Here is a 22,684-nt window from a genome sequence, read left to right on the forward strand (position 1 = left end):
ACAGCAGTGCCGGCCGATCGTGCCTGGCCCAGGCGAGAAAGCGGTGGCGCCAGCGAAAACTGGTGTTACGGTGTACGCCAAACGTCGCGGCGGAGGCACGCACCGATTGTGCCTCGAGCATGCGCTCGAGGTAATCGAGCCAGAGTCCCCGGTGGCGCAGGCGTGCCAGCGGCGTGCCGGTCAGGGCGCTGAAGGTCTTGCCGCAATTGCAGCAGCGGTAACGTTGCAGGCCGCGGTCGCGTCCGTGCTTGTGATGCCGGGGTCCACTGCAACCGGGGCACACAAGGCGGGATGGTGCCGCCATCTCGATGGCGGCGCGCAGCCGGTCGAGGCCGAGCGAGGGACGCAGACGCTCCAGCAACTGCCGCCGCTGGCCCTCGCTTAGCAGGGCAAGCCCGTCGATCCACCGTTTGAACTTTACCGCCTGCATCGTCGCCCTCGCTGCCAGTCCAGATACAAGCTCAGACCACGCCGCGACGCAACAGTTCAGTTAACCCAACAGGTAACGGTGACAGCGCCTTTTCTACCCTGCCTCCGCCTCGTAGGCGGATTTCGCGGCCAGGAAGCGGCGCAGCGCCGTCTCCGGATCGAGGCCGGCCATCACCAGGTTGACGACTTCCTTCTTGTCGTTTGACGTCACCGCCTTGCAGGCCTCGCGGTGGGCGCTGAAGTAGGCATACCAGGACACCTCGGCCGGCCGCTCGCGGCGCGGTTTCAGGCGCGGCGGCACCGCCGCGCGCGCCGTGTTCGCGTAGCCGGGCAAGGCCGCGAGGGCCGGCGCCCAGTCGAAGGCGGCCGCGCCCCGCCGCTCGGCCTCGGCGTCCGCCTCGCAGGCGAAGGCCGGGCGCAGGCTGGCCGGGTGCACCGCCAGGCAGGCCAGGTTCGGCGCCGCCTGGGCCGCGCAAAACGCCGCGACGAAGCGCAGCTTCATCGCGATGCCGAGCGGCTCGGCGCGGTCCATCGCCGCATCCTTGGGGTCGAGGAAGCGCCCGAGTTCGAGCAGCGCGGGGTAGGCAATGGGCGCCGCGCCGTTCTTCCGCACGTGGTACACCAGGGCCTCGACCAGGCGCGCCCCCACCGCGATGTCGTCGAGCGTGGCCTGGCTCGTCAAGTCGAAACTATCCGTCATCGACATCCTCAGAACCAGGCGTCCTGCATGTCGAGCGTCGTGGTATCGATGCTCGCCAGCAGGTCGAGCTGGGCGTCGACCCGGCTCAGCTCCCAATTGAAGAAATAGCGGCAGGCCTGCAGCTTGCCGCAGTAGAAATCGTCCGGGCCGTCTTCCAGGCGCTGTGCCGCCACCAGCGCCTGCTCCAGCCAGATCCAGGCGACCACCACGTGGCCGACCGCCTCCAGGTAGAGGCTGGCGTTGGCCAGGGTCTTGTTCATGTCGCCGGCGCCGTACAGGCGGGCAGTCACGTCGCCGATGCGGGCCCACAGCGCGTCCAGGCGTCCGGCCCAGGCGGCGAAGCCGGCGTCGTCGCGCGCACGGGCGGTGGCGATGGTGGCCGCCACCTCCCCGCCCACGGCCTTGAACAGCGCGCCGTCCTGGATCGACACCTTCCGCCCCAGCAGGTCGAGGCCATGGATGCCGTGCGTGCCCTCGTGGATGGGGTTCAGGCGGTTATCGCGGTAGAACTGTTCGACGTTGTATTCGCGCGTGTAGCCGTAGCCGCCGTGGACCTGGATCGCCAGGCTGTTCGCCTCGACGCACCATTGCGAGGGCCAGGACTTGGCGATCGGCGTCAGGAATTCGAGCAGCATGCCTGCCTTCAGGCGCGCATCGGCCGTCTCCCCGGTGCGCTGCTCGTCGACCAGGCGCGCGCAGTACAGGATCAGCCCCAGCGCGCCTGCCGCATAGGCCTTCTGCGCCAGCAGCATGCGGCGCACGTCGGTGTGCTCGATGATCGGCACCTGGGGTTTCGCCGGGTCCTTCTCGGCAGGATGGCGCCCCTGCGGGCGGTTGCGCGCATAGTCCAGCGCGTGCAGGTAGCCGGTCACGCCGAGCACGGTCGCGCCCAGGCCGACGCCGATGCGCGCCTCGTTCATCATGTGGAACATGTTGGCCAGGCCCCGGTGCGGCTCGCCGACCAGGTAGCCGACCGCGCCGGCGCGTCCGCCCGGCTGGTGCTTGCCTTCGCCGAAATTCAGCAGGCAGTTGGTGGTGCCGCGGTTGCCCATCTTGTGATTCAGGCCGGCCAGCGCGATGTCGTTGCGCTCGCCGCGGCCGCCGTCCTCGTTCACCAGGTACTTCGGCACGATGAACAGCGAAATGCCCTTTACGCCCGGGATCAGCTTGCCGTCGGGCCCGGGGATCTTGGCCAGCACCAGGTGCACGATGTTCTCCGCCAGTTCGTGTTCGCCGGCCGAGATCCACATCTTGTTGCCGCGCAGGCGGTACTGGCGCTCGCCCTCCGGCCCGTCGACCGGGTCCGGCTCGGCGCGGGTCGTGATGTCGGACAGGCTGGAGCCGGCCTGGGGCTCGGACAGGCACATGGTGCCGAAGTAGCGGCCCGCTAGCTGCGGCCGCACGAACCGCTCGACCTGGCGCGGCGTGGCCGTCTTCAACAGGGTATTCGCATTGCCCATGGTGAGGAAGGTATAGGCCGAGGTGGCCACGTTGGCCGCCGTGAACCAGGCGGCGATCGCGCGGTCGACGACGTAGGGCAGCTGCATGCCTTCGTACTCGTAGTCCTGGGCCGCCGCCATGAAGCCGGCGGCGCAGAAGGCGTCTAGCGCGGTCTTCACCTCGGGGATGATGGTGACGCGTTCGCCGTCGAAGTGCGGCTCCTGGCTGTCGCTCTTCTTGTTATGCGTGGCGAACAGCTCGGTCGCGATGCGGGCCGCGGTGTCGAGCGCCGCGTCGAAGGTCTCGCGGCTGTGGTCCGCGTGGCGTTCGCGCGCGGTCAAGGTTTCGACGGCGAGCCACTCGTAGAGCAGGAAATCGATGTCGCGGCGGTTCAGGATGGTCGACTGCATGGTGTCCCCTTGTGGTTTCTTGTCTTGGCTTTGCCACAAGGATAACTCAACCCTGCCCTTCAGGCGAAGAGGTCCGCGATCGCTTGCCGCAGCCAGCGGTTCGAGGCGTCGGCGTGGTAGCGCTCGTGCCAGTGCTGCTTGACCTGGAAGCTGGGCAGCTCGACCGGCACCGGCAGCATGCGGATGTCTTCGCTGCCGGCCATGGACGCGCCGTAGCGGTAAGGGACGATGGCCAGCAGCTCGGTCTGGGCGACGATGCGCGCCACGCCGAGAAAGCTGGGCAACTGCAGCACCACGCGCCGCTCGATGCCTTCGCGCGCCAGGGTCTTGTCGACGATGGCGTGGCCGGTGCCCGAGGAGCGCACCTGCACGTGGTCCTCGCGCCGCAGCGCCTCCAGGCTCAGCTTGTCCTGGATGCGCGGATGGCGGTTCGAGACCAGGCAGACGAAGTGCTGGTCGAACAGTACCTGCTGGTAGAAGCCCGCTTCCAGGTGCGGCATGAAGCCGACCGCCAGGTCGACCCGGCCGTCGGCCAGTTCAAGCGGGCTGTCGGGCGAGATCTTCGAGATGTCGACCCGGATGCCCGGCCCGTGCTCGCGCAGGTAGTTCAACAGGCGCGGCACCAGCACGATCTCGCTGATGTCGGTCATGCAGATGCGGAACTCGCGCGTGCTGCCGGCCGGGTCGAACACCGGCTGGTCGGCCAGCGCATGCTGCACGGCCTGGATCGCGCAGCGCACGTCCTCGATGGCGTTCTCGGCGCGCGGGGTCGGCTCCATGCCCTTCGCGGTGCGGCTGAACAGGCGGTCGTCGAAATGCTCGCGCAGCCTGGCCAGGCCGAGGCTGACGGTGGACTGCGGCAAGCCGAGGTTGTCGGCGGCGCGCGTCACGTTCTTGGTCTTGTAGATCTCGTCGAATACGAGGAGCAGTTCGAGATCGAAGCGCTTCATGGCCGCCACCACTATTTAAAAACCTGATTATAACAATCGGCGACGATCAGTTTCCTGCATACGCGGATTTCGGCAGACTGCCCTCATTCACAAGGCGCATGGAGACCATCATGAATTCAACTAACTGCGCGACGAACGCCGCCGGGAAGCCTTCTGTGATCGTCGCCGGCGCCGGCATCGGCGGCATCGCCACCGCGCTCGCGCTTTCGCGCCTGGGCCTGTCGGTGACGGTGCTGGAGCAGTCCGCCACCCTGGGCGAGATCGGCGCCGGCCTGCAGCTCGCGCCGAACGCCTTCGCCGCGCTCGACGCGCTGGGCGTGGGCGAGGCGGTGCGGGCGCGCGCGGTGTTCACCGAGCGCCTGGTGATGATGGACGCGGTCGATTGCAGCGAGGTCGGCGCCTTCGAAGTGGGCGAACCCTTCCGCCAGCGCTTCGGCAACCCCTACGCGGTGATCCACCGCGCCGACATCCACACCGCCATCCTCGAACACGTGCGCGGCAACCCGGCGATCGAGCTGGTCACCTCCTGCCACGTCGACGCCATCGAGCAGGACGCGCGTGGCGTCACCGTGCTGGCGCGCGACGGCCGCCGCTTCCAGGCGGACTACCTGATCGGCTGCGACGGCATCAAGTCGGTGGCGCGCGACGTCGTGGTCGGCGACCCGGTGCGCGTCTCGGGCCACGTGGTCTACCGCGCCGTGGTGCCGACCGCCGAGATGCCGGAAGAACTGCGCTGGAACGCGCCGGTCGTCTGGGCCGGTCCCAACTGCCACCTGGTGCATTACCCGCTCAGGAGCGGCGACCAGTACAACCTGGTCGTCACCTTCCACAGCCGCGAGCAGGAAGTCTGGGACGTGCGCGACGGCAGCAAGGAAGAAGTGCTGTCCTACTTCGGCGGCATCGATCCGCTGCCGAGGAAGCTCCTGCACTGCCCCTCGAGCTGGCGCCGCTGGAGCACGGCCGACCGCAATCCGGTCGACAACTGGACGCAAGGCCGCATCACCCTGCTGGGCGACGCCGCCCACCCGACCCTGCAATACCTGGCGCAGGGCGCCTGCATGGCGCTGGAGGACGCGGTGACCCTCGGCGCCGCGATCCGCCACTGCGGCCACGACATGGAAGCGGCGTTTGCCCTGTACCAGAAGTCGCGCATCGCCCGCACCGCGCGCGTGGTGCTGTCGGCGCGCGAGATGGGCCGCCTCTACCACGCCCACGGCGTCGAGCGCCTGGTGCGCAACGACCTGTGGAAGGGCCGCGGCCAGGACGGCTTCTACGACGCCCTGCAATGGCTGTACGGCTGGAGCGCCGACAGCTGCCTGGCAACCGACTAGACAAGGAGAACACGATGCACAACGACCTGCAAGGCGCGCGGCGCGCCCTCTACCAGGACATGCGGGGCCTGCACCTGACCCCGCTGTGGGAGTCGCTGCACGCCCTGGTGCCGAAGCAGCCCACGCCCGGCTACGACGCCGCCCTCTGGCGCTACCAGGACATCGCGCCGCACCTGCGGCGCGCGGGCGAGCTGATCTCGGCCGAGGAAGCCGTGCGCCGCGTGCTGATCCTGGAAAACCCGGCGCTGCCGGGCAGCTCCTCGATCACCCACTCGCTGTACGCCGGCCTGCAGCTGATCCTGCCGGGCGAAGTCGCGCCGGCGCACCGCCACACCCAGTCGGCGCTGCGCTTCATCGTCGACGGCAAGGGCGCCTACACGGCGGTGGACGGCGAGCGCACCACCATGCACCCGGGCGACTTCATCCTGACCCCGTCCTGGGCCTGGCACGACCACGGCAATCCCGGCATCGACGGCCTGGCCGAACCGGTGGTCTGGCTCGACGGCCTGGACATCCCGACCACGCGCTTCTTCAGCGGCGGCTTCGCCGAGAACGGCGAAGAATCCAGCCAGCAGGTGGCGCGTCCGGAAGGCCGCAGCCTGGCCGCCTACGGCTACAACATGGCGCCGGTGCGCCAGCTGCACACCCGCGCCAGCTCGCCGATCTTCAACTACCCCTACGCCCGCTCGCGCGAAGCGCTCGACACCCTGCGCCGCCAGCAGGAGATCGATCCCTGGACCGGCGTCAAGCTACGCTACATCAACCCGCTGACGGGGGGCGCCCCGATGCCGACCATCGGCGCCTGCATGCAGCTGCTCCCAGGCGGCTTCACCGGCAAGCGCCACCGCAGCACCGACGGCACCGTCTACAGCGTGGTCGAAGGCAGCGGCGCCGCCGTCATCGACGGCAAGCGCTTCGCGTTCGCCCCGCGCGACACCTTCGTGGTGCCGTCCTGGGCCGCGCTGTCCTTCGAGGCGCCGCAGGACGTGGTGCTGTTCAGCTTTTCCGACCGTCCGGTGCTGGAGGCCCTGGGCCTGCTGCGCGAAGAATTCCTGCCCGAATAAACATCATCGAAAGAGAGCATCATGAGCGACCAATACCTGTTCCCGCCCCCGGCCGTCGTCGGCCTGCCCGTCAACGGCAGCGAGGCTGCCTTCCCGGTGCGCCGCGTCTACTGCGTCGGCCGCAACTACGCCGCCCACGCGCGCGAGATGGGTTTCGACCCGGACCGCGAACCGCCCTTCTTCTTCTGCAAGCCGAACGACGCCCAGTCGATCGTACCGGTGCCCGCCGGCGCCACGGTCGAGATCCCCTACCCGCCGCGCACCGGGAACTACCATTACGAGATCGAACTGGTGGTCGCCATCGGCAAGGCCGGCCGCGACATCGCCCCCGAGGGCGCGCAAGAGCACATCTTCGGCTACGCCGTCGGCCTCGACATGACCCGGCGCGATCTGCAGATGCGCATGCGCGAACAGGGCCGCCCCTGGGAGATCGGCAAGGCCTTCGACTATTCGGCCCCGATCGGCCCGGTCACGCCGCTGCGCGACTGCGGCGCGCTGGACGCCGGCGTCATCGAGCTGACGGTCGACGGCAAGACCGTGCAGAAGAGCGACATCACCCACCTGATCTGGAACGTGAACGAAACCATCGCCCAGCTCTCGACCCTGTTCGAGCTGCAGCCGGGCGACCTGATCATGACCGGCACGCCGGAAGGCGTGGGGGCCGTCGTGCGCGGCCAGACCATGATTGGTTCGGTTGCGGGCCTCGCGCCGATCAGCGTCAAGGTGGCGTAAAGCCACCCATCGGCCGCCAAAGGGACACTGAAGCCCGGCGGCCGCAACATACTGGAGGAGTATCATCATGCAGGCCAAGAACGCCCTGAGCGTCCAGCAGTTCATCGACCAACGACCCTTTTCGGCGCTCCAGAAGCGCCTGCTCGCGCTGTGCTTCCTGGTGGTGGCGATCGACGGTTTCGACACCGCCTCGATCGGCTTCATCGCGCCCGCGCTGCGCGGCGAGTGGCACTTGAGCGCCGCCGCCCTGGCGCCCTTGTTCGGCGCCGGCCTGTTCGGCCTGATGGCCGGCGCCCTGCTGCTCGGCCCCCTGGCCGACCGCTACGGCCGCAAACCGATCCTGATCCTGTCGGTCGCCTTTTTCGGCCTGACCTCGCTGCTGTCCTCGTTCGCGACCGACATGACGACCCTGCTGGTGCTGCGCTTCCTCACTGGCCTGGGCCTGGGCGGGGCGATGCCGACCACGATCACGCTCACGAGCGAATACTGCCCGCAGGCGCGCCGCGCCAGCCTGGTGACCCTGATGTTCTGCGGCTTCACCATCGGTTCGGCGCTGGGCGGGCTGGTGGCGGCGCAGCTGCTGGCGACGGTAGGGTGGCGCGGCATCCTGATGATCGGCGGCGTGCTGCCGCTGCTGCTGGCGCCGATGCTGGTGTTCCTGCTGCCGGAGTCGCTGCGCTGGCTGGTGCTGCGCGGGCGCGACGGGGGCGCCATCGCGGCAAGAATAGCAGGCGGCGCACGGTCCGTGCCGCCGCTGACCGTCAGCGACGCCAGGCTGCCGGGCTCGCCGGTGAGCCAGCTGTTCCGCCCCGGCCTGTTCAAGGGCACCCTGCTGCTGTGGACCACCTTCTTCATGAGCCTGTTGATCATCTACCTGCTCTCGAGCTGGCTGCCCACCATCCTGAACGGCGCCGGCCACAGCCTGTCGCAGGCCTCCTTCATCAGCTCGGCCTTCCAGATCGGCGGCACCGCCGGCGCGATCCTGCTCGGACGCTGGATGGACCGCTTCCGCCCGCACCGCGTGCTGGCCCTGGCCTACGGTTGCGCGGCGCTGTGCATCGCGGTGGTCGGCGTCGCCACCGACAACGTGCCGCTGCTGGTGCTGGCCGTGTTCGGCGTCGGCTTCGGCGTCAGCGGCTCGCAGGTCGGCGCGAATGCCCTGGCCGCCGCCTTCTACCCGACCACCAGCCGCGCCACGGGCGTCAGCTGGGCCTCGGCGATCGGCCGCAGCGGCTCGGTGCTCGGCTCGATGGTCGGCGGCGCCCTGCTGGCGGCCGAACTGTCGAACCAGACCATCTTCCTGCTGCTCGCCGTGCCGGCCCTGCTGGCCGCGGCCGCCCTGCTGGCCATGGGCCGGCTGCAAGGCCGCGCCGAGCCGGAGGCCGCCGCAGCCGCAGCGGCGCCCGCACCGGACAGCGCGGCCTTGACGCCGCTGCCAGCCACCACCAACCGTTGAGAACCATGAAACTACATACTTATTACCGCAGCTCGGCCTCGTACCGGGTCCGCATCGCCCTGAACCTGAAGGGCCTGGCGGCCGAGCCATCCTACGTCCACCTGTCGAAGAACGGCGGCGAGCAGTTCGGCGCCGCCTTCGACAGCCTCAATCCCCAGCACCTGCTGCCGGTGCTCGAGGACAACGGCCTGGTGCTGCCGCAGTCGCTGGCGATCATCGAGTACCTGGACGAGACCCGCCCCGGTCTGCCGCTGCTGCCGGCGGACCCAAAGGGCCGCGCCCGCGTGCGCGCCCTGAGCCAGGCGATCGCGGCCGACATCCACCCGATCAACAACCTGCGCGTGCTGAAGTACCTGAGCGAGGAGCTGGCGGTGAGTGACGACCGGAAGAACGCCTGGTACCGCCACTGGGTGGCGCTCGGCCTGGAAGCGCTCGAGCGCCAGCTGGCCGGCCATCCGGCCACCGGCCGCTTCGGCCATGGCGACACGCCGACCATGTTCGAATGCTGCCTGGTGCCCCAGCTCTACAATGCGCGCCGCTTCGAGTGCGACCTGTCGGCCTATCCGACGCTGCTGGCGATCGAGGAACGCTGCGCGGCCTTGCCGGCGTTCGCGGATGCGCGCCCGGAAGCGCAGCCGGACGCGCAGTAGGGGATCGATGCGGGGCGCCCGATAGCGGCCAGGGCGGACGCCGACCAGGCGCCGCCGGTTCAGGCATCGATATGGCAGGCGTGCGTGGTCTCGTGCTCGGTGCGGCCCTCGACGCTTCTCACCCGGCCGGCGCCATCGTAGAACACGTACATCAACGGCCCGCCGGGCAGGCTGAAGGAATACGCTAGCTGGTTTTCCTCGGCGGTGAACATCAGCGTCTCCCTGTCGGCGCGGCGCAGGTCGAAGGTCTCGGCGCCCAGGGTCAGGATGCCGTCGGCGACCTTGAACTCGGTGTCGGTCCACGCCATCCTGGTCTTCATGCTGCCGCACTTGAGCGTGCGCGCCGTGCCCTCGATCACCGGGGCCGCGGCCTTGTACAAGGGCTGGCCGCGCAGCTTCTCCAGCGGGCTGCCCCTGGCGCAGCTGATCTGGCTGGCGTTGCGCATGAGCGTCGCCGCGGCGCCGTCCGGCGTGCCTTCGTCGACCAGGCTCAGGACCGGGCCGTCGGCGGCGTCGATCGAGAGCATGGCGCTGACCTGGACCGCGCCGTCGCGCACTTCGCGCCCGAGCTGGATCATCTGGGCGCGGCGCATGTCCACGTCGATGCCGGGCGCGGTCAGCCTGCCGTCCTGGCCCAGGGTGATGGCCGCGCCGCGCAGCGGTTCGGACGCGGGCAGGCGCGTGCAGTGGCCGCCGTGGCTGCCGGCGACCAGCGGCGCCAGCATGGACCAGTAGTCGAGCTGTCCCTTCGACGCCGATGCGCCGCCGGCGGCGGTCCGGTCCGCCTGCGATTCCGACCTGCCGCAGGCGGCAAGGGCCATGACCGCAAAGGCAGCGGGTATCAAACAAGAGCGGCGCACCGTTATCTCCATGACAATAATGCTGCCACATTAGCATATATGTATCGGCATTTCACATTTCTCGGGCATTCCATGCCAAGCGCATAAGACCGCGCCGGCACCCGCTCTTCGGCAGCGCGGCCCCATGCTATACTGGCCTCGTCCCGTCATTCGATACCGTATGAGACGAGTTTTCGTCATCTTCCTGATCCTGCTGTTCCCCCTGAACGTATTGGCCCTGTCGCATTCCATGGCGACGGCCGGATCCGGCGCCGCGCCCCTGCTGGCCGCGCCGGAAGGACAGACCCATCCGGCTGCCACCGCCGCCATGGCCGACATCGGCATCGACACCGCTTCCGAACTCGATCCCGACGAGCCGCCGCCCGGCATGGACCTGCACGACATCGTCGACCTCGACCCCGGCCTGCGCCTGGCCGCCCTGCGCGCGGCCGGCGCCGCGCCGCACGCGGCGCGCCGGCCCTGCCACGCGCTCTCCCCGCCCCTGCGCCCGCCCCGCGCGGCCTGAAGCCGCACGCGCGGCATCCGTCTCTCTCCCTGCCACCCGCGCGGGGACCGCGAGCGTCGTCCTGTCCGGGCTCGTCCCGAAGCAGTTCCGCCAGCGTGGCGCCACGCCGCGCCCTGGCTGGCCCTGGGCAAGGGCGACGCCCAAATCTGAAACCAAACAAAGGTGTTTTACATGGAATGGCTATTCGACCCCACCATCTGGGTGGGACTGTTCACGCTGGTGCTGCTGGAGATCGTCCTCGGCATCGACAACCTGATTTTCATCGCGATCCTGGCCGACAAGCTGCCGCCGCACCAGCGCGACAAGGCGCGCCTGCTGGGCCTGTCGCTGGCAATGGCGATGCGCCTGGGCCTGCTGACGATCGTGTCCTGGCTGGTCACGCTGACCACGCCGCTGTTCTCGCTGGGCGCGTTCAGCTTCTCGGGGCGCGACCTGATCCTGCTGCTGGGCGGCCTGTTCCTGCTGTTCAAGGCCACGGTCGAACTGCACGAACGCCTCGAGGGCGTGACCCATACCCAGGACGGCTCGAAGGCCTATGCCGGCTTCGCCGCGGTGGTGGCCCAGATCGTAGTGCTGGACGCCGTGTTCTCGCTCGACGCCGTGATCACCGCCGTCGGCATGGTCGACGAGCTGGGCGTGATGATGGCGGCCGTGGTGATCTCGATCGGCGTGATGATCCTCGCCTCGAAACCCCTGACGCGCTTCGTCAACGCCCACCCGACCGTGGTCGTGCTGTGCCTGAGCTTCCTCCTGATGATCGGCCTGGCGCTGGTCGCGGAAGGCCTGGGCTTCCATATCCCGAAGGGCTACCTGTACGCGGCGATCGGCTTCTCGATCCTGATCGAGACCCTGAACCAGTTCGCGCGCCGCAACCTGCTCAGGAACGAGGCGCGCATTCCCCTGCGCGAGCGCACCGCGCAGCGCGTCCTGCGCCTGCTGGGCAACCGCAAGCGCAGCGAGCCGGCGCCCGACACGATCGATGCGCCGGGCGGCGAGGAAGCCTTCGCGGTGGAGGAGCGCAACATGGTCAGCGGCGTGCTGACCCTGGCCGACCGTTCGATCCGCTCGGTGATGACGCCGCGTTCGGAGATGTCGTGGGTAAACCTCGAGCACGAGAACGAGGACATCCTGCGCCAGCTGCACGCCACCCCGCACGGCCTGCTGCCGGTCTGCCGCGGCGAACTCGACAACGTCGTCGGCATCGCCCGCACCAAGGACCTGCTGTCGGCGCTGCTGCAGCGCCAACCGGTCGACGAGACGGCCGGCGGCCTGCTGCGCGCGCCCATCGTGCTGCCCGAGACGGCCGGCGTGCTGACCGCGATGGAGACCCTGAAGCGCGCCCGCGGCCAGCTGGTGCTGGTGGCCGACGAGTACGGCACCGTCCAGGGCCTGCTCAGCCCGGTCGACATCCTGGAGGCGATCGCCGGCGAATTCCCCGACGAGGACGAGCAGCCGGCCGTGCGCGCCCAGGGCCCGGGCCAGTGGGAAGCCGACGGCATGGCCGACCTGCACCTGCTGCAGCAGGTGCTGGAGACCGATGCGCTGGTCGACGAGGCCGACGACTACACCTCGCTGGCCGGCTTCCTGCTGGCGCGCTTCGAGACCCTGCCGCAGCCGGGGCAGGCCGTGGAGCTCGACGGCCTGCGCTTCGAGGTGCTGGCGGTCGAGGACAGGCGCATCGTGCGGGTGGCGATCCGGCGCGGCCAGCCGGACGCGCCGGCCCAGGCCCAGGCGCAGACCCAGGCCCAGGCGCTGGCGGACAACCGCTGACGCCGGCGCGGCCCATGGCGGCTGAACCGGCCGCCGTTCATCGGCCCGCGATGCTGCCTTCCACCAGCGCCCCGCCCGCCTGGGCGCCGCGCAGGCTGTCGTAGACCACGGTGTCGGCCCTGGTCCCGGGATCGGTGCGCCAGACCGTCAGGCCGAAGCGGTCCTGCCGGGCGCCCGGCGCGCCGGCCGTCGCCGCCAGCCGCACGCGGTAGCCGCCCGCCCCGCCGTTGGTGGCGCTGCCTTCGAACAGGTGCCGGCCACCCTCGCGCCCGACGAGGCGCAGGTCGTCGCTGCGCAAATTCAGGCCCGGCAGGTCGAACCACAGCCGCCCCTGGCCGCGCGCCGTGCTCGCGCCGGCCACAGCGGCGGCGGCCGGCACGACCAGGCTGAAGCGCGCCTTGCCGACATGGCGCGGCGCGCGCAGGTCGGCCCCCAGCGGCGACAGCATCGCGCCCTGGCCGGCGATGTCCCCGGGCGCGGTGACCACCACGTTCTGGCTGACCGCCGTGCTGCGCCCACTGCCGTCGACGATGGTCGCCGTCACCGGATAAATCCCCGGGGCCGCGTAGCTGTGGCTGGCCCTGGCGCTGCCGGCGCCGTTCGCCAACCGCATCTTGCCGGTGCCGCCGCTGCCGTCGCCCCAGGACCAGGCGATGCTGCGCGTGCCCGTGCCGTCCGGGTCGACCCAGGCCACCGAAGCCTGGACCGGCGCCCCGACCCTGGCCAGCTCGGGCGCCTCGATGGGACCGACGGCGTGTCCGTCGCGGTTGCCGCGCCCGGGCTTGAGCAGCACCAGGCCGGCGTTGGAACTGGCCACGATGGCGCCGCTGTCGTTGATCGCCAGGGCGGCGTCCAGCACCAGGCCCGGGGGCGCATGGCGCAGGCGCCGGTTCAGGTCGAGCATGCCGGTCCGGGCCGACCACAGGAAGGCAAGCGACGCCTGCGTCGCGTCGTCGGCCAGGCCGACCAGCTGGCCCTTGTCGTTGATCGAGAGCACGCGCGAGGATAGTCCGCCCAGCGTGCCGATCTGGCGCAAGCCGCCCGCGCGCGTCCAGTAGGCGGCGCGCTGGGCGCCGTCGGCGCGGTTGACGAGGGCCGCGACCTGGGCGTTCGGGCTCATCGCCATGACGAAGGATTCGGTGCCGCCCGCCGCGCCCAGGTCGCGCATGCCGCCGGCGCGGGTCCAGAAGAAAGCACGGTAGAGCCCGCTGGCGGCGTCGAGGCGGTTGCCCGCCACCTCGCCCCTGGCGCCGACGGCGACGCCCTCGGAATACGCGCTGCCCAGCGTGTCGATATCGAGCAGGCCGCCGCCGCGGGTCCAGGCGAAGGCATGGCGCCGGTTGTCGGGCGTGTCCGCGTTGCCCGTGATGAGGCCGGCATCGTTGAGCGCCGTACCGAAACTCGGCAGCCAGGAAGCGAACGCCCCCAGGTTCTCGATGCCGTCCACCCTGCTCCAGCGGAAGGCATGCGGAAAGAACACGGGCACGCCTTCGGAGGTGCCGGTGACCACCCCCGGCTCGTTGATCGCCATGCCCCGCGCATTGGCGGCCCCCGGCAGGACGCCGAGGTCGAGCATGCCGGCGCCCGCGCTCCAGACGAAGGCGTGCTCGCTGCCGTCGGCCAGGTACGAGCCCCCGGTGACCTGCCCCGCATTGTTCAGGTCGAGCGCCACCGTCTCGGCGCCGCCCAGCGTGCCGATGTCGCGCACCACGGCGCCGTCGTAGAAGTAGCCGCGCGACACCGGGCCGGGAAAGGTCGAGAAGACCACCTGTCCCTTGGCGTTGATCTTCGGCAGCGCGCTGAGCTGGCCGGCGCCCAGGTTGATCACACGATAGGTGGCGACGCTCGCGTGCGCGGGCCAGCGGGCATCGTCCACGGCGGGCGCGGCCTGCTGCGCCGCTGCCGCGCCGGCGGCGGCAAGCGCGAACAACAGCGGCGGCAGGCGCGACGCCGCCGTGCCGGATCGGGTGCTTCCTTGAACACGACGCATTATTTCCCTCCACGATAGACGATCGATAGACGCTGCCGCAGCCGGCGGGGCCTGGCGGCGAAGTCGCCGATCATGCACCGGCCGCAGCCGGCGCGCTTGCGCAAAGCCCGGTGTCGCGCCTTCGTTTGTGCAGAATCAATCCACCGATTGCGTTGGCGCATGGGAGGTGCTTGACTTTACGTGTAGCAATTTCGTTCCGGCACGGTTAGCCGGACCAGGACCCGGTTTCGACGGCCTGGGCCGGAAAATCGGCAGCCTGTCCCGCCGCGGTTGTCCGGTCGGCACGTTTTTTCTACATTCTCCGACGACTCGACCACACGGAGGAAGGAATGATGAACTGGCAGCAATGGACCTGCATCCTCGCCGCGGCGCTGCCGCTGGCGGCGCAGGCGCAGCTCGACCTGACGACGCTCGACCGCGGCATGACGGGACCGCGCGCCCAGGTGCTGGTGCTCGGCACCATACACCTGAACACCCTGCCGGCCAGCTTCGACCCGGCGGCGCTGGACGGCGTGCTGGACCGGCTGGCGGCCTTCAGGCCCCAGATCATCACCATCGAGGACGAGCCGGGCGACGAGTGCGACCTGGCCGCGCGCCAGCCGGCGAAATACGGTCCCGACTATTGCCCGTCGACCGCGCAAGCGCAGGCCGCGACCGGCCTGGACCTGCCTGGCGCCCTGCACCAGGTCGGCACCACCCTGAAGGCCTGGCCGGCCCAGCCGGCGCCGGCCCAGCGGCGCCGCCTCGCCGCGCTGTTCCTGGCCGCAGGCGACCCGGCATCCGCCTATGTGCAGTGGCTGCAGCTGCCGCTTGCGGAGCGCCGCGCGGGCGACAGCCTCGACGCCGCGTTGGTGCGTCAACTGACCCGGATCGGCGCCCGCAACGACGAGAGCTACCAGATCGCGGCCCGGCTGGCGGCGCGCCTGGGCCTGCAGCGCGTGCACCCGGTCGACAACCACACGGGCGACCTGATCGACGTGCCCGACATCAAGGCCTTCGCCCGCGAGATCGAGGCGGCCTGGGCCCAGGCCGACGAGGCGTTCGAGAAGCGCAAGCAACACGAGCAAGTGCTGGCCAAGGCCTCCGACCTGTTGCCGCTGTACCGCAGCGTGAACGACCCGGAAGGCCTGCGCCTGCTGGCCGAGGCGAATGTGGTGCCGGCGCTGCGCGCGAAATCGGCGCAGGGCTACCCGCAGATCTGGGTCGGCGGCTGGGAGACCCGCAACTTGCGCATGGTCGCCAACATCCGCGAGACCTTCCGCGAGCGTCCCGGCGCGCGCGTGCTCACCATCGTCGGCGCCTCGCACAAGCCCTGGTTCGATGCCTGGCTCGGCCAGTTGCAGGGGGTCGACATCGTGGATGCGGCGGCGCTGCTGAAGTAGAATGCGCCCATGAGCTATGACCTGATGGTATTTGCGCCCGAAGCGGCGCCGAAAAAGCGCCCCGCTTTCCTCGACTGGTACGACGAACAGACCGAGTGGGCGGACGAGCACGGCTACGACGACCCGGCGATCGCCACGCCCGCGCTGCGGGCGTTCTGCGCCGAGCTGGCGGCCGTCTTTCCGCCGCTGGCGGCGGACGCTCCGGACGAGGCGGCGGGCACCGACTACACGATCGGCCGCACGCTGGTCTACCTGTCGTTCTCCGACTGGGACCGGATCGACCAGGCCCACGAGACCGTGTTCGCGCTCGCGGCGAAACATGGGCTGGGTTTTTTCGACGTGAGTTCCGACCTGGCCGAGGTGTGGCTGCCCGATAACAAGGGCGGCCTGCGCGTCGCCCACTCGGATTGACACACGTGCGCCACAGACAGCCGGGAAAATGCATGGCATGATGCTGGGTTTTTCCCACCAGCAATTCGCATGCTTGCCCCGGTCCGTCTTCTTGTCTTCCTGATCATTTCCCTGTGCGCCGTCCTGGCCCAGGGCGCGCCCGCCCAGCCCGCACCGGCCGCCACCGCGCCGACCGCCCAGCTGAACGTCGGCGCCCGCACCGTCTTCGTGTTCCGCGCCGCCCTGGCCGGCTTCCCGCCCCAGGACCGGGCCGAAGGCGCGCGCAAGCGCCTGGACAAGGCGCTTGCGCTGGGCGGCCCGCAGCGCACCGGCACCCGCGCGATCGAACAGGGCACCCAGGTCCTGCTCGACGGCCGGCTGCTGTTCCTGGTGACGCCGGACGACGTCAACGCGCTGGCCGGCGACAGCACCGAGGAAGCCGCGCACGAGGCCGCGGCGCTGCTCGACAAGGCCTTGCAGGAACGGCGCGAACAGGCCACGCCACGCTACTTCCTGGTCGCCGGCGCCTGGTGCCTGGCGGCCACGCTCGCCTACTGGCTGGTGCTGCGCGCCCTCGGCCTGCTGCACCGCCGGGTACGCGCCTACAGCAAGCGCGCGGTCGGCCGCCGCCTCGAGCAGGTGCGCTTCCGTAACGTCCCCCTGTTCGATGCCGAGCACGTGGTGCGCTTCATCCGCCAGGCCGCCAGCGCGCTGCTGTGGTCGGCGCGGCTGTTCGCGACCTTCCTCTGGGTCACCTTCGTGCTCGGGCACATCCCCTATTTCCACGACTGGGGCGAACAGCTGCGCGCCTACCTGGCGGCGACCGCCTTCGACGTCGCCGGCGGCATCGGCCGCGCGCTGCCGGGCCTGGTCGTGGTGGTGGTCATCGCGGCGCTGGCGCGCCTGGCGATCCGCACCGCCGGCTCGGTGCTCAAGCGCGTCGAGAGCGGCGAACTCGAGATGGGCTGGCTCGACCGCGATACCGCGCCGCCGACCCGGCGCCTGGTCAACGTCGCCATCGTCCTGTTCGCGCTGGCGATGGCTTACCCCTACCTGCCCGGCTCGCACACGGCGGCCTTCCAGGGCGTGACCGTGCTGGCCGGCCTGATGGTCTCGATCGGCGGATCGAGCCTGGTGGCGCAAGGCGCCTCTGGCCTGATCCTGATGTACACCCGCACCCTGCGCAAGGGCGAATACGTGCGCATCGGCGAGGCCGAGGGCACGGTGGTGGAACTGGGGATGTTCGAGACGCGCCTGCGCACCGGGCTGGGCGCCGAGATCGCGCTGCCGAACGCGCTGGTGCTGTCGAATACGACGAAGAACTATTCGCGCGCCGGCGGCGGCGCCGACTTCACGCTGGAGGCGGCGGTGGCGATCGGCTACGACACGCCGTGGCGCCAGGTGCACGCGATGCTGCTGCAGGCGGCGCGCGAGACCGAAGGCGTGCTGGCGGAGCCGGCGCCCTTCGTCGCCCAGACCGCGCTGTCGGACTTCTACATCGAATACCGGCTGGTGGCCCAGGCCCGCGCCGCGTCGCCGCGCGAGCACGTCGCCGTGCGCAGCCACCTGCACGGGCGCATCGTCGACGTCTTCAACCTGAACGGCGTGCAGCTGACTTCGCCGCACTTCGTGCAGGAGCCGGTGAAGTCGCACGTGCTGGCGCCGGAGCGCTGGGAACCGGCGCCGGCGCAGGCGCGTGCGCCGGCGCCTGCTCGCGCAACCTAGCCAGCTCCGTTTTCAATTGCACCATGCTCGGTGTAACGACAGCAAGAAAAGCCGCTTCGCGCCGGCGGCGCATGCATGCCTGGCCGGTCGAGCGCGAATAGGCCCGGCTGCCGAGCGCCTGCAGTTCCAGGTCGCTGGCGCTGGCCGCCAGGTCGACCATCTCGCGGCGCGCCGCGAACAGGTCGGCGGCGCGCCCGCTGAAGGCGTCGCCATCGATGCGCTCCGCCAGCGCGGACCAGTAAATTTCGAGCGCCCGTTCCAGCTGTTCGATCTCGGGCAGCAGGATCGAGGGCGACGCGCCGATCGCGCCGCGCGCCGAGCGCAGGCAAGCGCGCGCCAGGCCGAGCCCCCATCCGCACTGCAAGGCGATGAAGACGGGGCGCAGCCTGGGGAGGAAGCTTGTCGCATCCCGGGCGAGCAGCCAATCGTCGGTAACGGGCACCCGGTCGAGCCGAACGGAACCGGTCCGGGTTCCGCGCAGGCCGGCCAGGTCGGCATGCGGATGCATCCCGACGCCTTGCGCGGCGCCCGGAATCGCATACACGGCCGGATGGCCACCGGCAGCGTCGGCCGCGACCAAGACGATGACGCCTTCCGGGTGCAGGTTGGTGGCCCAGGCTACCGTGCCGGCAAGTCCGTCCGGGGTGTGGTGGATCTGCAGGCGATCGAAGCCGGTCAGCGCCCGCATGGCATTGGACAAGCCGGGGGCGCCGGCCAGCGTACCGTCCAGCAGGCGCGGCAGGAGAGCGCGTGCCGGATGACGCTCGGGGCTCTTCAGCAGGCATTCGATCACGGCGCGTTGGGCCCAGTAGACGAAAGCGGCGCTGAGCGAATGCCCGGCCAGTTCCGCCACGACCGCGATCGCGGCGCTGGGCGTTGCGCCGGTGCCGCCGCACTCGGTGGGCACGCCGGTGCGCAGCAGGCCTGCTCGCGCCAGCACCTGCAGCAGGTCTTCGCCGCCGCGTGTTTCGGCATCGAGCGCCTCGGCATGCGCATCGAGCCAGGCGGCCAGGGTGTCGTTCAATTGGAATCCCATGGGGCGATCGAGCCGTCCGGGTCAGGAGAGCGCGAGGTGCACGGCCAGGCGGAGCAAGCCGATGAAGACGGCCACGCCGAGCAGCGCCGCGACAATCACGTACACCGGATTGAACGCGCCGTCGGCATCGACGTCGAAATCCTTCTTGCGGCGCAGGCCGACGAAGGACCAGGCAATCGCAACCAGCGTACCGATGAATGAGCGTTTGTTTGGCATGGCAAGCTCCTGTATCAAAAACGCGCGACCGGCGGCGCCGTCAAGGTTCGCCGCGCCGGCGAGGCAAGGCGCAATCGCGCCCGTCTACCCTCGCCTGCTCGATACTACGACAAAGCAATATCCATACATCGTGGCTTCCTGGTTGGCGCGCTAGCCCATGGCGTCGACGATGCCTACCGGGCCTGACCACGCGCTGTTCGCGCCGCCAGCGCCGCGAACAGCGCGCCAGCCGCCAGGATCGCCGCGCTCAGGCTGAAGCTGGCCACGTAGCCGCGGCTGTCGAACAGCAGGCCGCCCAGGGTGGCGCCGGACGCGATCGCCAGCTGGACCACGGCCACCATCAGGCCGCCGCCGGCTTCGGCTTCCCGCGGCAGGCTGTGCGCGAGCCAGGTCCACCAGCCCACCGGCGCGGCGGTGGCGACCAGCCCCCACAGGCAAAGCACGACGGCGGTCATGCCGACAGAATCCCCGACCAGCATCAGGGCCACGGCCAGCGCCGCCATCGCCAGCGGCATGACGACCAGGGTGCGGTACAGCTGCGTTTTCAGGAACAGGCCGATCAGCGAGGTGCCGACGAAGCCGGCGACGCCGACCAGGAGCAGCAGCAGCGACAGGGTCGTGACGCCGGCATGGGTCACGGTTTCCAGGAAGGGGCGCAGGTAGGTGAACAGCGCGAACTGGCCCATGAACAGCAGGCTGACGCCCGCCATGCCGAGCGCGATCGCCGGCCGCCCGAGCAGCCTGAACACGGCGCCCACGCCCTGCCCGCCCTCCGGGCGCATGGCGGGCAAGGCCAGCCACTTCCAGCCGAAGGCCAGCGCCGCCACCGGCACCAGGCAGAAGAAGGCCCCGCGCCAGCCGATCACGCCACCCAGGTAACTGCCCAGCGGCGCCGCCACCACGGTGGCCAATGCATTGCCGCCGTTCAGGATGGCCAGCGCGCGCGGCACCTTCTCGGCCGGCACCAGGCGCATCGCCGTGGCCGCCGACATCGACCAGAAGCCGCCGATGGCCACGCCGATGAAGGCGCGGCCGACCATGAACAGCGTGTAGTTCGGCGCGAAGGCCGCGATGGTGCTCGAGACGATCATCATCAGGGTCAGGCCCAGCAGCAGGACCTTGCGGTCGAGCCGTCCGGCCAGCGGCGCGATGAACAGGCTGGTGAAGAGGGCAAAGGCGCCCGAGACCGAGATCGCCAGGCCGGCCTGCCCTTCGCTGATGCCGAGTTCCCCGGCCACCGGCGTGAGCAGGCTGACCGGCATGAACTCGGACGCGACCAGGGCGAAAGCACCGAGCGAGAGCGCGAAGACGGCGCCCCAGGCCGCCGGCTTGGCTTCAAACGGGGCGACAGTATCGTCGTTGGAAAGACGCAGTTCCATGAAACGGTACGGCCTTTCCCGATCAGCCGGCCAGGGTCGCGCTGTCGATCACGAAGCGGTACTTGACGTCGCCCTTGAGCATGCGCTCGTAGGCCGCGTTGATCTCGTCGGCCCGGATCATCTCGATGTCGGCGACGATGCCGTGCTGGGCGCAGAAGTCGAGCATTTCCTGGGTTTCCGGAATCCCGCCGATCATCGAGCCGGCCAGCGCGCGGCGCTTCATGATCAGGTTGAACACCTGGGGCGACGGGTGCGGTGTGGACGGCGCGCCGACCAGCACCATGATGCCGTCGCGCTTGAGCAGGTGCAGGAAGGCGTCGAGGTCGTGCGGCGCGGCCACCGTGTTGACGATCAGGTCGAGCGATTTCGCCTGCTCGGCCATGGCGCCCGGGTCGCGCGAGACCACGACTTCGTGGGCGCCGAGCGTCAGCGCATCCTGGCGCTTCGATTCCGAGGTGGTGAAGGCGACCACGTGGGCGCCCAGCGCACGGGCCAGCTTGATGCCCATGTGGCCCAGGCCGCCGATGCCGACGACGCCGACGCGCTTGCCGGGACCGGCGTTCCAGTGGCGCAGCGGCGACCAGGTGGTGATGCCGGCGCACAGCAGCGGCGCGACGGCGGCCAGGTGGTCCTCGGCGTGGCTCACGCGCAGCACGAAGCGCTCGTGCACCACGATCTGCTGCGAGTAGCCGCCCAGGGTGTGTCCGGGAGCGTCGGCGGTGGGGCCGTTGTAGGTGCCGACCATGGCGTCGCAATACTGTTCCAGGCCCTCCTCGCAGTCGGCGCAACCCTGGCAGCTGTCGACCATGCAGCCGACGCCGACCAGGTCGCCGACCTTGTGGCGGCTGACGTGGGCGCCGACGGCGGCGACGCGGCCGACGATCTCGTGGCCCGGCACGCACGGGTACAGGGTGCCGGCCCATTCGCCGCGCACCTGGTGCAGGTCGGAGTGGCAGACGCCGCAATAGGCAATGTCGATCCGGACGTCGTGGGCGCCGACGTCGCGGCGGGTGATGTCGAGGGAAACGAGGGGCTGGTCGCCGGCATGGGCGCCGTAGGCTTTGATGGTCATTGGATTCCTTTGGATGGTTGCTGGTGCTGACCTGGCGCGGGCTTGGCGTCAGCAAGCGCGAGGTCGGGACAGGGAAGATGGTACTGGCAAAAAGGCATGCGGAACGAGGGTGAAATTGCATGCCCTTATGAGCTGGCATCATGAATCGACGCGCCGATTCGGTACGCTGCGTCATAAACTGTATGATAAACGCTCCCGCCGAACCGCGTCGGCCGCTTCCCATTCTCGAGACCCATCTCCATGGCCCGTGACAACATCAACGACATCCTGGTCTTCCTTGCCGTCGCGCGCGAGCGCAGCTTCACGCGCGCCGCCGGCAAGCTCGGCATGACGCAATCGGCGCTGAGCCACATCATCCGCGGCCTCGAGGAACGCCTGGGCGTGCGCCTCCTGACCCGCACCACGCGCAGCGTCTCGCCGACCGAGGCCGGCGAGCGCCTGCTGCAGAACGTCGGGCCGCGCCTGGACGAGATCGACGCCGAAATCGCGGCGGTGAGCGACCTCGGCGCCAAGCCGGCAGGCACCATCCGCATCACCGCCATCGACCACGTGATCGACACCCTGCTGTGGCCGCGCCTGGCGCCCCTGCTGCCGCTCTACCCCGACCTGCACGTCGAGCTCAGTTCCGACTACCGCCTGGTCGACATCGCCGCCGAGCGCTTCGACATCGGCGTGCGCTACGGCGACCAGGTCGAAAAGGACATGATCGCGGTGCGCCTGACGCGCGACATGCCGATGTCGATCGTCGCCGCGCCCGGCTACTTCGCCGGGCGGCCGGCCCCCGCCACGCCGCAAGACCTCATGAAGCACAACTGCATCGCGCTGCGCCTGGCCAGCAGCGGCGGCCTGTATGCCTGGGAGCTCGAGCACGAGGGGCGCCCGCTGGAGCTGCGCGTGCGCGGCCAGGTGGTCTGCAATACCGCGCCCCACATCCTGCGGGTGGCGTTGAGCGGCTGCGGCATCGGCTTCCTGCCCGAGGAGATGACCGCGCCCCACGTCGCGCAGGGCCGCCTGGTGAGCGTGATGCGCGACTGGTGCCCGCGCTTTCCCGGCCTGTTCGCCTACTACCCGAGCCGCAGGCAGTCGTCGCGGGCGCTGGGGCTGGTGATCGAGGCGATACGGTACAAGGGCGAAGGTACAGGCGCCGGCAGCGCCGCCGGCGGCACCGTTCCGATGGCGCCCCCGATCAAGTGATAT

At 70.0% G+C, this 22,684-nt stretch carries 20 protein-coding genes and 1 pseudogene; 11 read left to right on the forward strand and 10 right to left on the reverse strand.

Annotation, left to right across the window (positions count from 1 at the left end; all coding sequences use genetic code 11):
• The 4 genes from RT688_RS21160 to RT688_RS21175 all read right to left on the reverse strand — a co-directional run.
• Positions 1 to 430: transposase (locus RT688_RS21160; RefSeq protein ID WP_409521970.1), on the reverse strand; the 430-nt coding region annotated here is incomplete at its 3' end.
• Between the two features lie 93 nt (positions 431 to 523).
• Positions 524 to 1,129 (reverse strand): hypothetical protein, encoded by a 606-nt coding sequence (locus RT688_RS21165; RefSeq protein WP_313706813.1) that lies wholly within the window; start codon positions 1,127 to 1,129, stop codon positions 524 to 526.
• An 8-nt stretch (positions 1,130 to 1,137) separates the two neighbouring features.
• On the reverse strand, positions 1,138 to 2,979 hold the full coding sequence (locus RT688_RS21170) for an acyl-CoA dehydrogenase (protein WP_313706814.1): 1,842 nt from the start codon (positions 2,977 to 2,979) through the stop codon (positions 1,138 to 1,140).
• A gap of 59 nt (positions 2,980 to 3,038) precedes the next feature.
• Positions 3,039 to 3,929, reverse strand: coding sequence for a LysR family transcriptional regulator (locus RT688_RS21175; protein WP_313706815.1), 891 nt, complete (start codon positions 3,927 to 3,929; stop codon positions 3,039 to 3,041).
• A gap of 110 nt (positions 3,930 to 4,039) precedes the next feature.
• On the opposite strand from RT688_RS21175, the gene RT688_RS21180 reads away from it, so the two are divergent.
• From RT688_RS21180 to maiA, 5 genes are all read left to right on the forward strand, one after another.
• Positions 4,040 to 5,260 carry a 3-hydroxybenzoate 6-monooxygenase gene (locus RT688_RS21180; RefSeq protein ID WP_313706816.1) on the forward strand — a complete coding sequence of 407 codons (1,221 nt, stop codon included), beginning with the start codon at positions 4,040 to 4,042 and terminating at the stop codon, positions 5,258 to 5,260.
• A 14-nt stretch (positions 5,261 to 5,274) separates the two neighbouring features.
• Positions 5,275 to 6,324: a gentisate 1,2-dioxygenase gene (gene gtdA, locus RT688_RS21185; protein ID WP_313706817.1), complete on the forward strand. Its 1,050-nt coding sequence runs from the start codon at positions 5,275 to 5,277 to the stop codon at positions 6,322 to 6,324.
• 21 nt (positions 6,325 to 6,345) lie between these two features.
• The gene (locus RT688_RS21190; protein WP_313706818.1) at positions 6,346 to 7,056 is read left to right on the forward strand and encodes a fumarylacetoacetate hydrolase family protein; all 711 of its coding nucleotides are present in this window, start codon (positions 6,346 to 6,348) and stop codon (positions 7,054 to 7,056) included.
• A gap of 67 nt (positions 7,057 to 7,123) precedes the next feature.
• On the forward strand, positions 7,124 to 8,512 hold the full coding sequence (locus tag RT688_RS21195) for an aromatic acid/H+ symport family MFS transporter (protein WP_313706819.1): 1,389 nt from the start codon (positions 7,124 to 7,126) through the stop codon (positions 8,510 to 8,512).
• Positions 8,513 to 8,517: 5 nt separating this feature from the next.
• Positions 8,518 to 9,162: a maleylacetoacetate isomerase gene (gene maiA / locus RT688_RS21200; RefSeq protein WP_313706820.1), complete on the forward strand. Its 645-nt coding sequence runs from the start codon at positions 8,518 to 8,520 to the stop codon at positions 9,160 to 9,162.
• 59 nt (positions 9,163 to 9,221) lie between these two features.
• Here the strand turns inward: maiA and RT688_RS21205 are convergent, their stop codons facing one another.
• Positions 9,222 to 9,983, reverse strand: a complete 762-nt coding sequence (locus tag RT688_RS21205) for a hypothetical protein (protein WP_313706821.1) — start codon at positions 9,981 to 9,983, stop codon at positions 9,222 to 9,224.
• A gap of 199 nt (positions 9,984 to 10,182) precedes the next feature.
• On the opposite strand from RT688_RS21205, the gene RT688_RS21210 reads away from it, so the two are divergent.
• Both RT688_RS21210 and RT688_RS21215 read left to right on the forward strand, forming a co-directional pair.
• Positions 10,183 to 10,527 carry a hypothetical protein gene (locus RT688_RS21210; RefSeq protein ID WP_313706822.1) on the forward strand — a complete coding sequence of 115 codons (345 nt, stop codon included), beginning with the start codon at positions 10,183 to 10,185 and terminating at the stop codon, positions 10,525 to 10,527.
• 171 nt (positions 10,528 to 10,698) lie between these two features.
• Entirely contained in the window at positions 10,699 to 12,297 is a 1,599-nt protein-coding gene (locus tag RT688_RS21215; protein WP_313706823.1) for a TerC family protein, read from the forward strand.
• Positions 12,298 to 12,334: 37 nt separating this feature from the next.
• Here RT688_RS21215 and RT688_RS21220 read toward each other — a convergent pair whose 3' ends face one another.
• Complete coding sequence (locus tag RT688_RS21220; protein WP_313706824.1) at positions 12,335 to 14,287, reverse strand: PKD domain-containing protein; 1,953 nt, start codon at positions 14,285 to 14,287, stop codon at positions 12,335 to 12,337.
• 329 nt (positions 14,288 to 14,616) lie between these two features.
• Here RT688_RS21220 and RT688_RS21225 point away from each other — a divergent pair, with 329 nt between their 5' ends.
• The 3 genes from RT688_RS21225 (at position 14,617) to RT688_RS21235 (ending at position 17,784) form a co-directional block, all read left to right on the forward strand.
• On the forward strand, positions 14,617 to 15,669 hold the full coding sequence (locus RT688_RS21225) for a DUF5694 domain-containing protein (protein ID WP_313706825.1): 1,053 nt from the start codon (positions 14,617 to 14,619) through the stop codon (positions 15,667 to 15,669).
• Positions 15,670 to 15,678: 9 nt separating this feature from the next.
• The gene (locus tag RT688_RS21230) at positions 15,679 to 16,080 is read left to right on the forward strand and encodes a hypothetical protein (protein ID WP_313706826.1); all 402 of its coding nucleotides are present in this window, start codon (positions 15,679 to 15,681) and stop codon (positions 16,078 to 16,080) included.
• A gap of 69 nt (positions 16,081 to 16,149) precedes the next feature.
• Complete coding sequence (locus RT688_RS21235) at positions 16,150 to 17,784, forward strand: mechanosensitive ion channel family protein (RefSeq protein ID WP_313706827.1); 1,635 nt, start codon at positions 16,150 to 16,152, stop codon at positions 17,782 to 17,784.
• 733 nt (positions 17,785 to 18,517) lie between these two features.
• Here the strand turns inward: RT688_RS21235 and RT688_RS21240 are convergent.
• From RT688_RS21240 to RT688_RS21255, 4 genes and pseudogenes are all read right to left on the reverse strand, one after another.
• A pseudogene (locus RT688_RS21240) lies at positions 18,518 to 18,820 on the reverse strand (acyl-CoA dehydrogenase family protein); the annotation flags it as partial.
• Between the two features lie 21 nt (positions 18,821 to 18,841).
• Positions 18,842 to 19,036, reverse strand: coding sequence for a DUF2970 domain-containing protein (locus RT688_RS21245; protein ID WP_313706828.1), 195 nt, complete (start codon positions 19,034 to 19,036; stop codon positions 18,842 to 18,844).
• Positions 19,037 to 19,209: 173 nt separating this feature from the next.
• On the reverse strand, positions 19,210 to 20,415 hold the full coding sequence (locus tag RT688_RS21250; protein WP_313706829.1) for an MFS transporter: 1,206 nt from the start codon (positions 20,413 to 20,415) through the stop codon (positions 19,210 to 19,212).
• A 22-nt stretch (positions 20,416 to 20,437) separates the two neighbouring features.
• Positions 20,438 to 21,487: an NAD(P)-dependent alcohol dehydrogenase gene (locus RT688_RS21255; RefSeq protein WP_313706830.1), complete on the reverse strand. Its 1,050-nt coding sequence runs from the start codon at positions 21,485 to 21,487 to the stop codon at positions 20,438 to 20,440.
• Positions 21,488 to 21,727: 240 nt separating this feature from the next.
• On the opposite strand from RT688_RS21255, the gene RT688_RS21260 reads away from it, so the two are divergent.
• Positions 21,728 to 22,681, forward strand: coding sequence for a LysR family transcriptional regulator (locus tag RT688_RS21260; RefSeq protein ID WP_313706831.1), 954 nt, complete (start codon positions 21,728 to 21,730; stop codon positions 22,679 to 22,681).
• The last annotated feature ends 3 nt before the right edge of the window (positions 22,682 to 22,684 follow it).

This window comes from Massilia sp., assembly GCF_032106685.1.
In the GTDB taxonomy this organism is placed as follows: Bacteria; Pseudomonadota; Gammaproteobacteria; order Burkholderiales; family Burkholderiaceae_D; genus Telluria.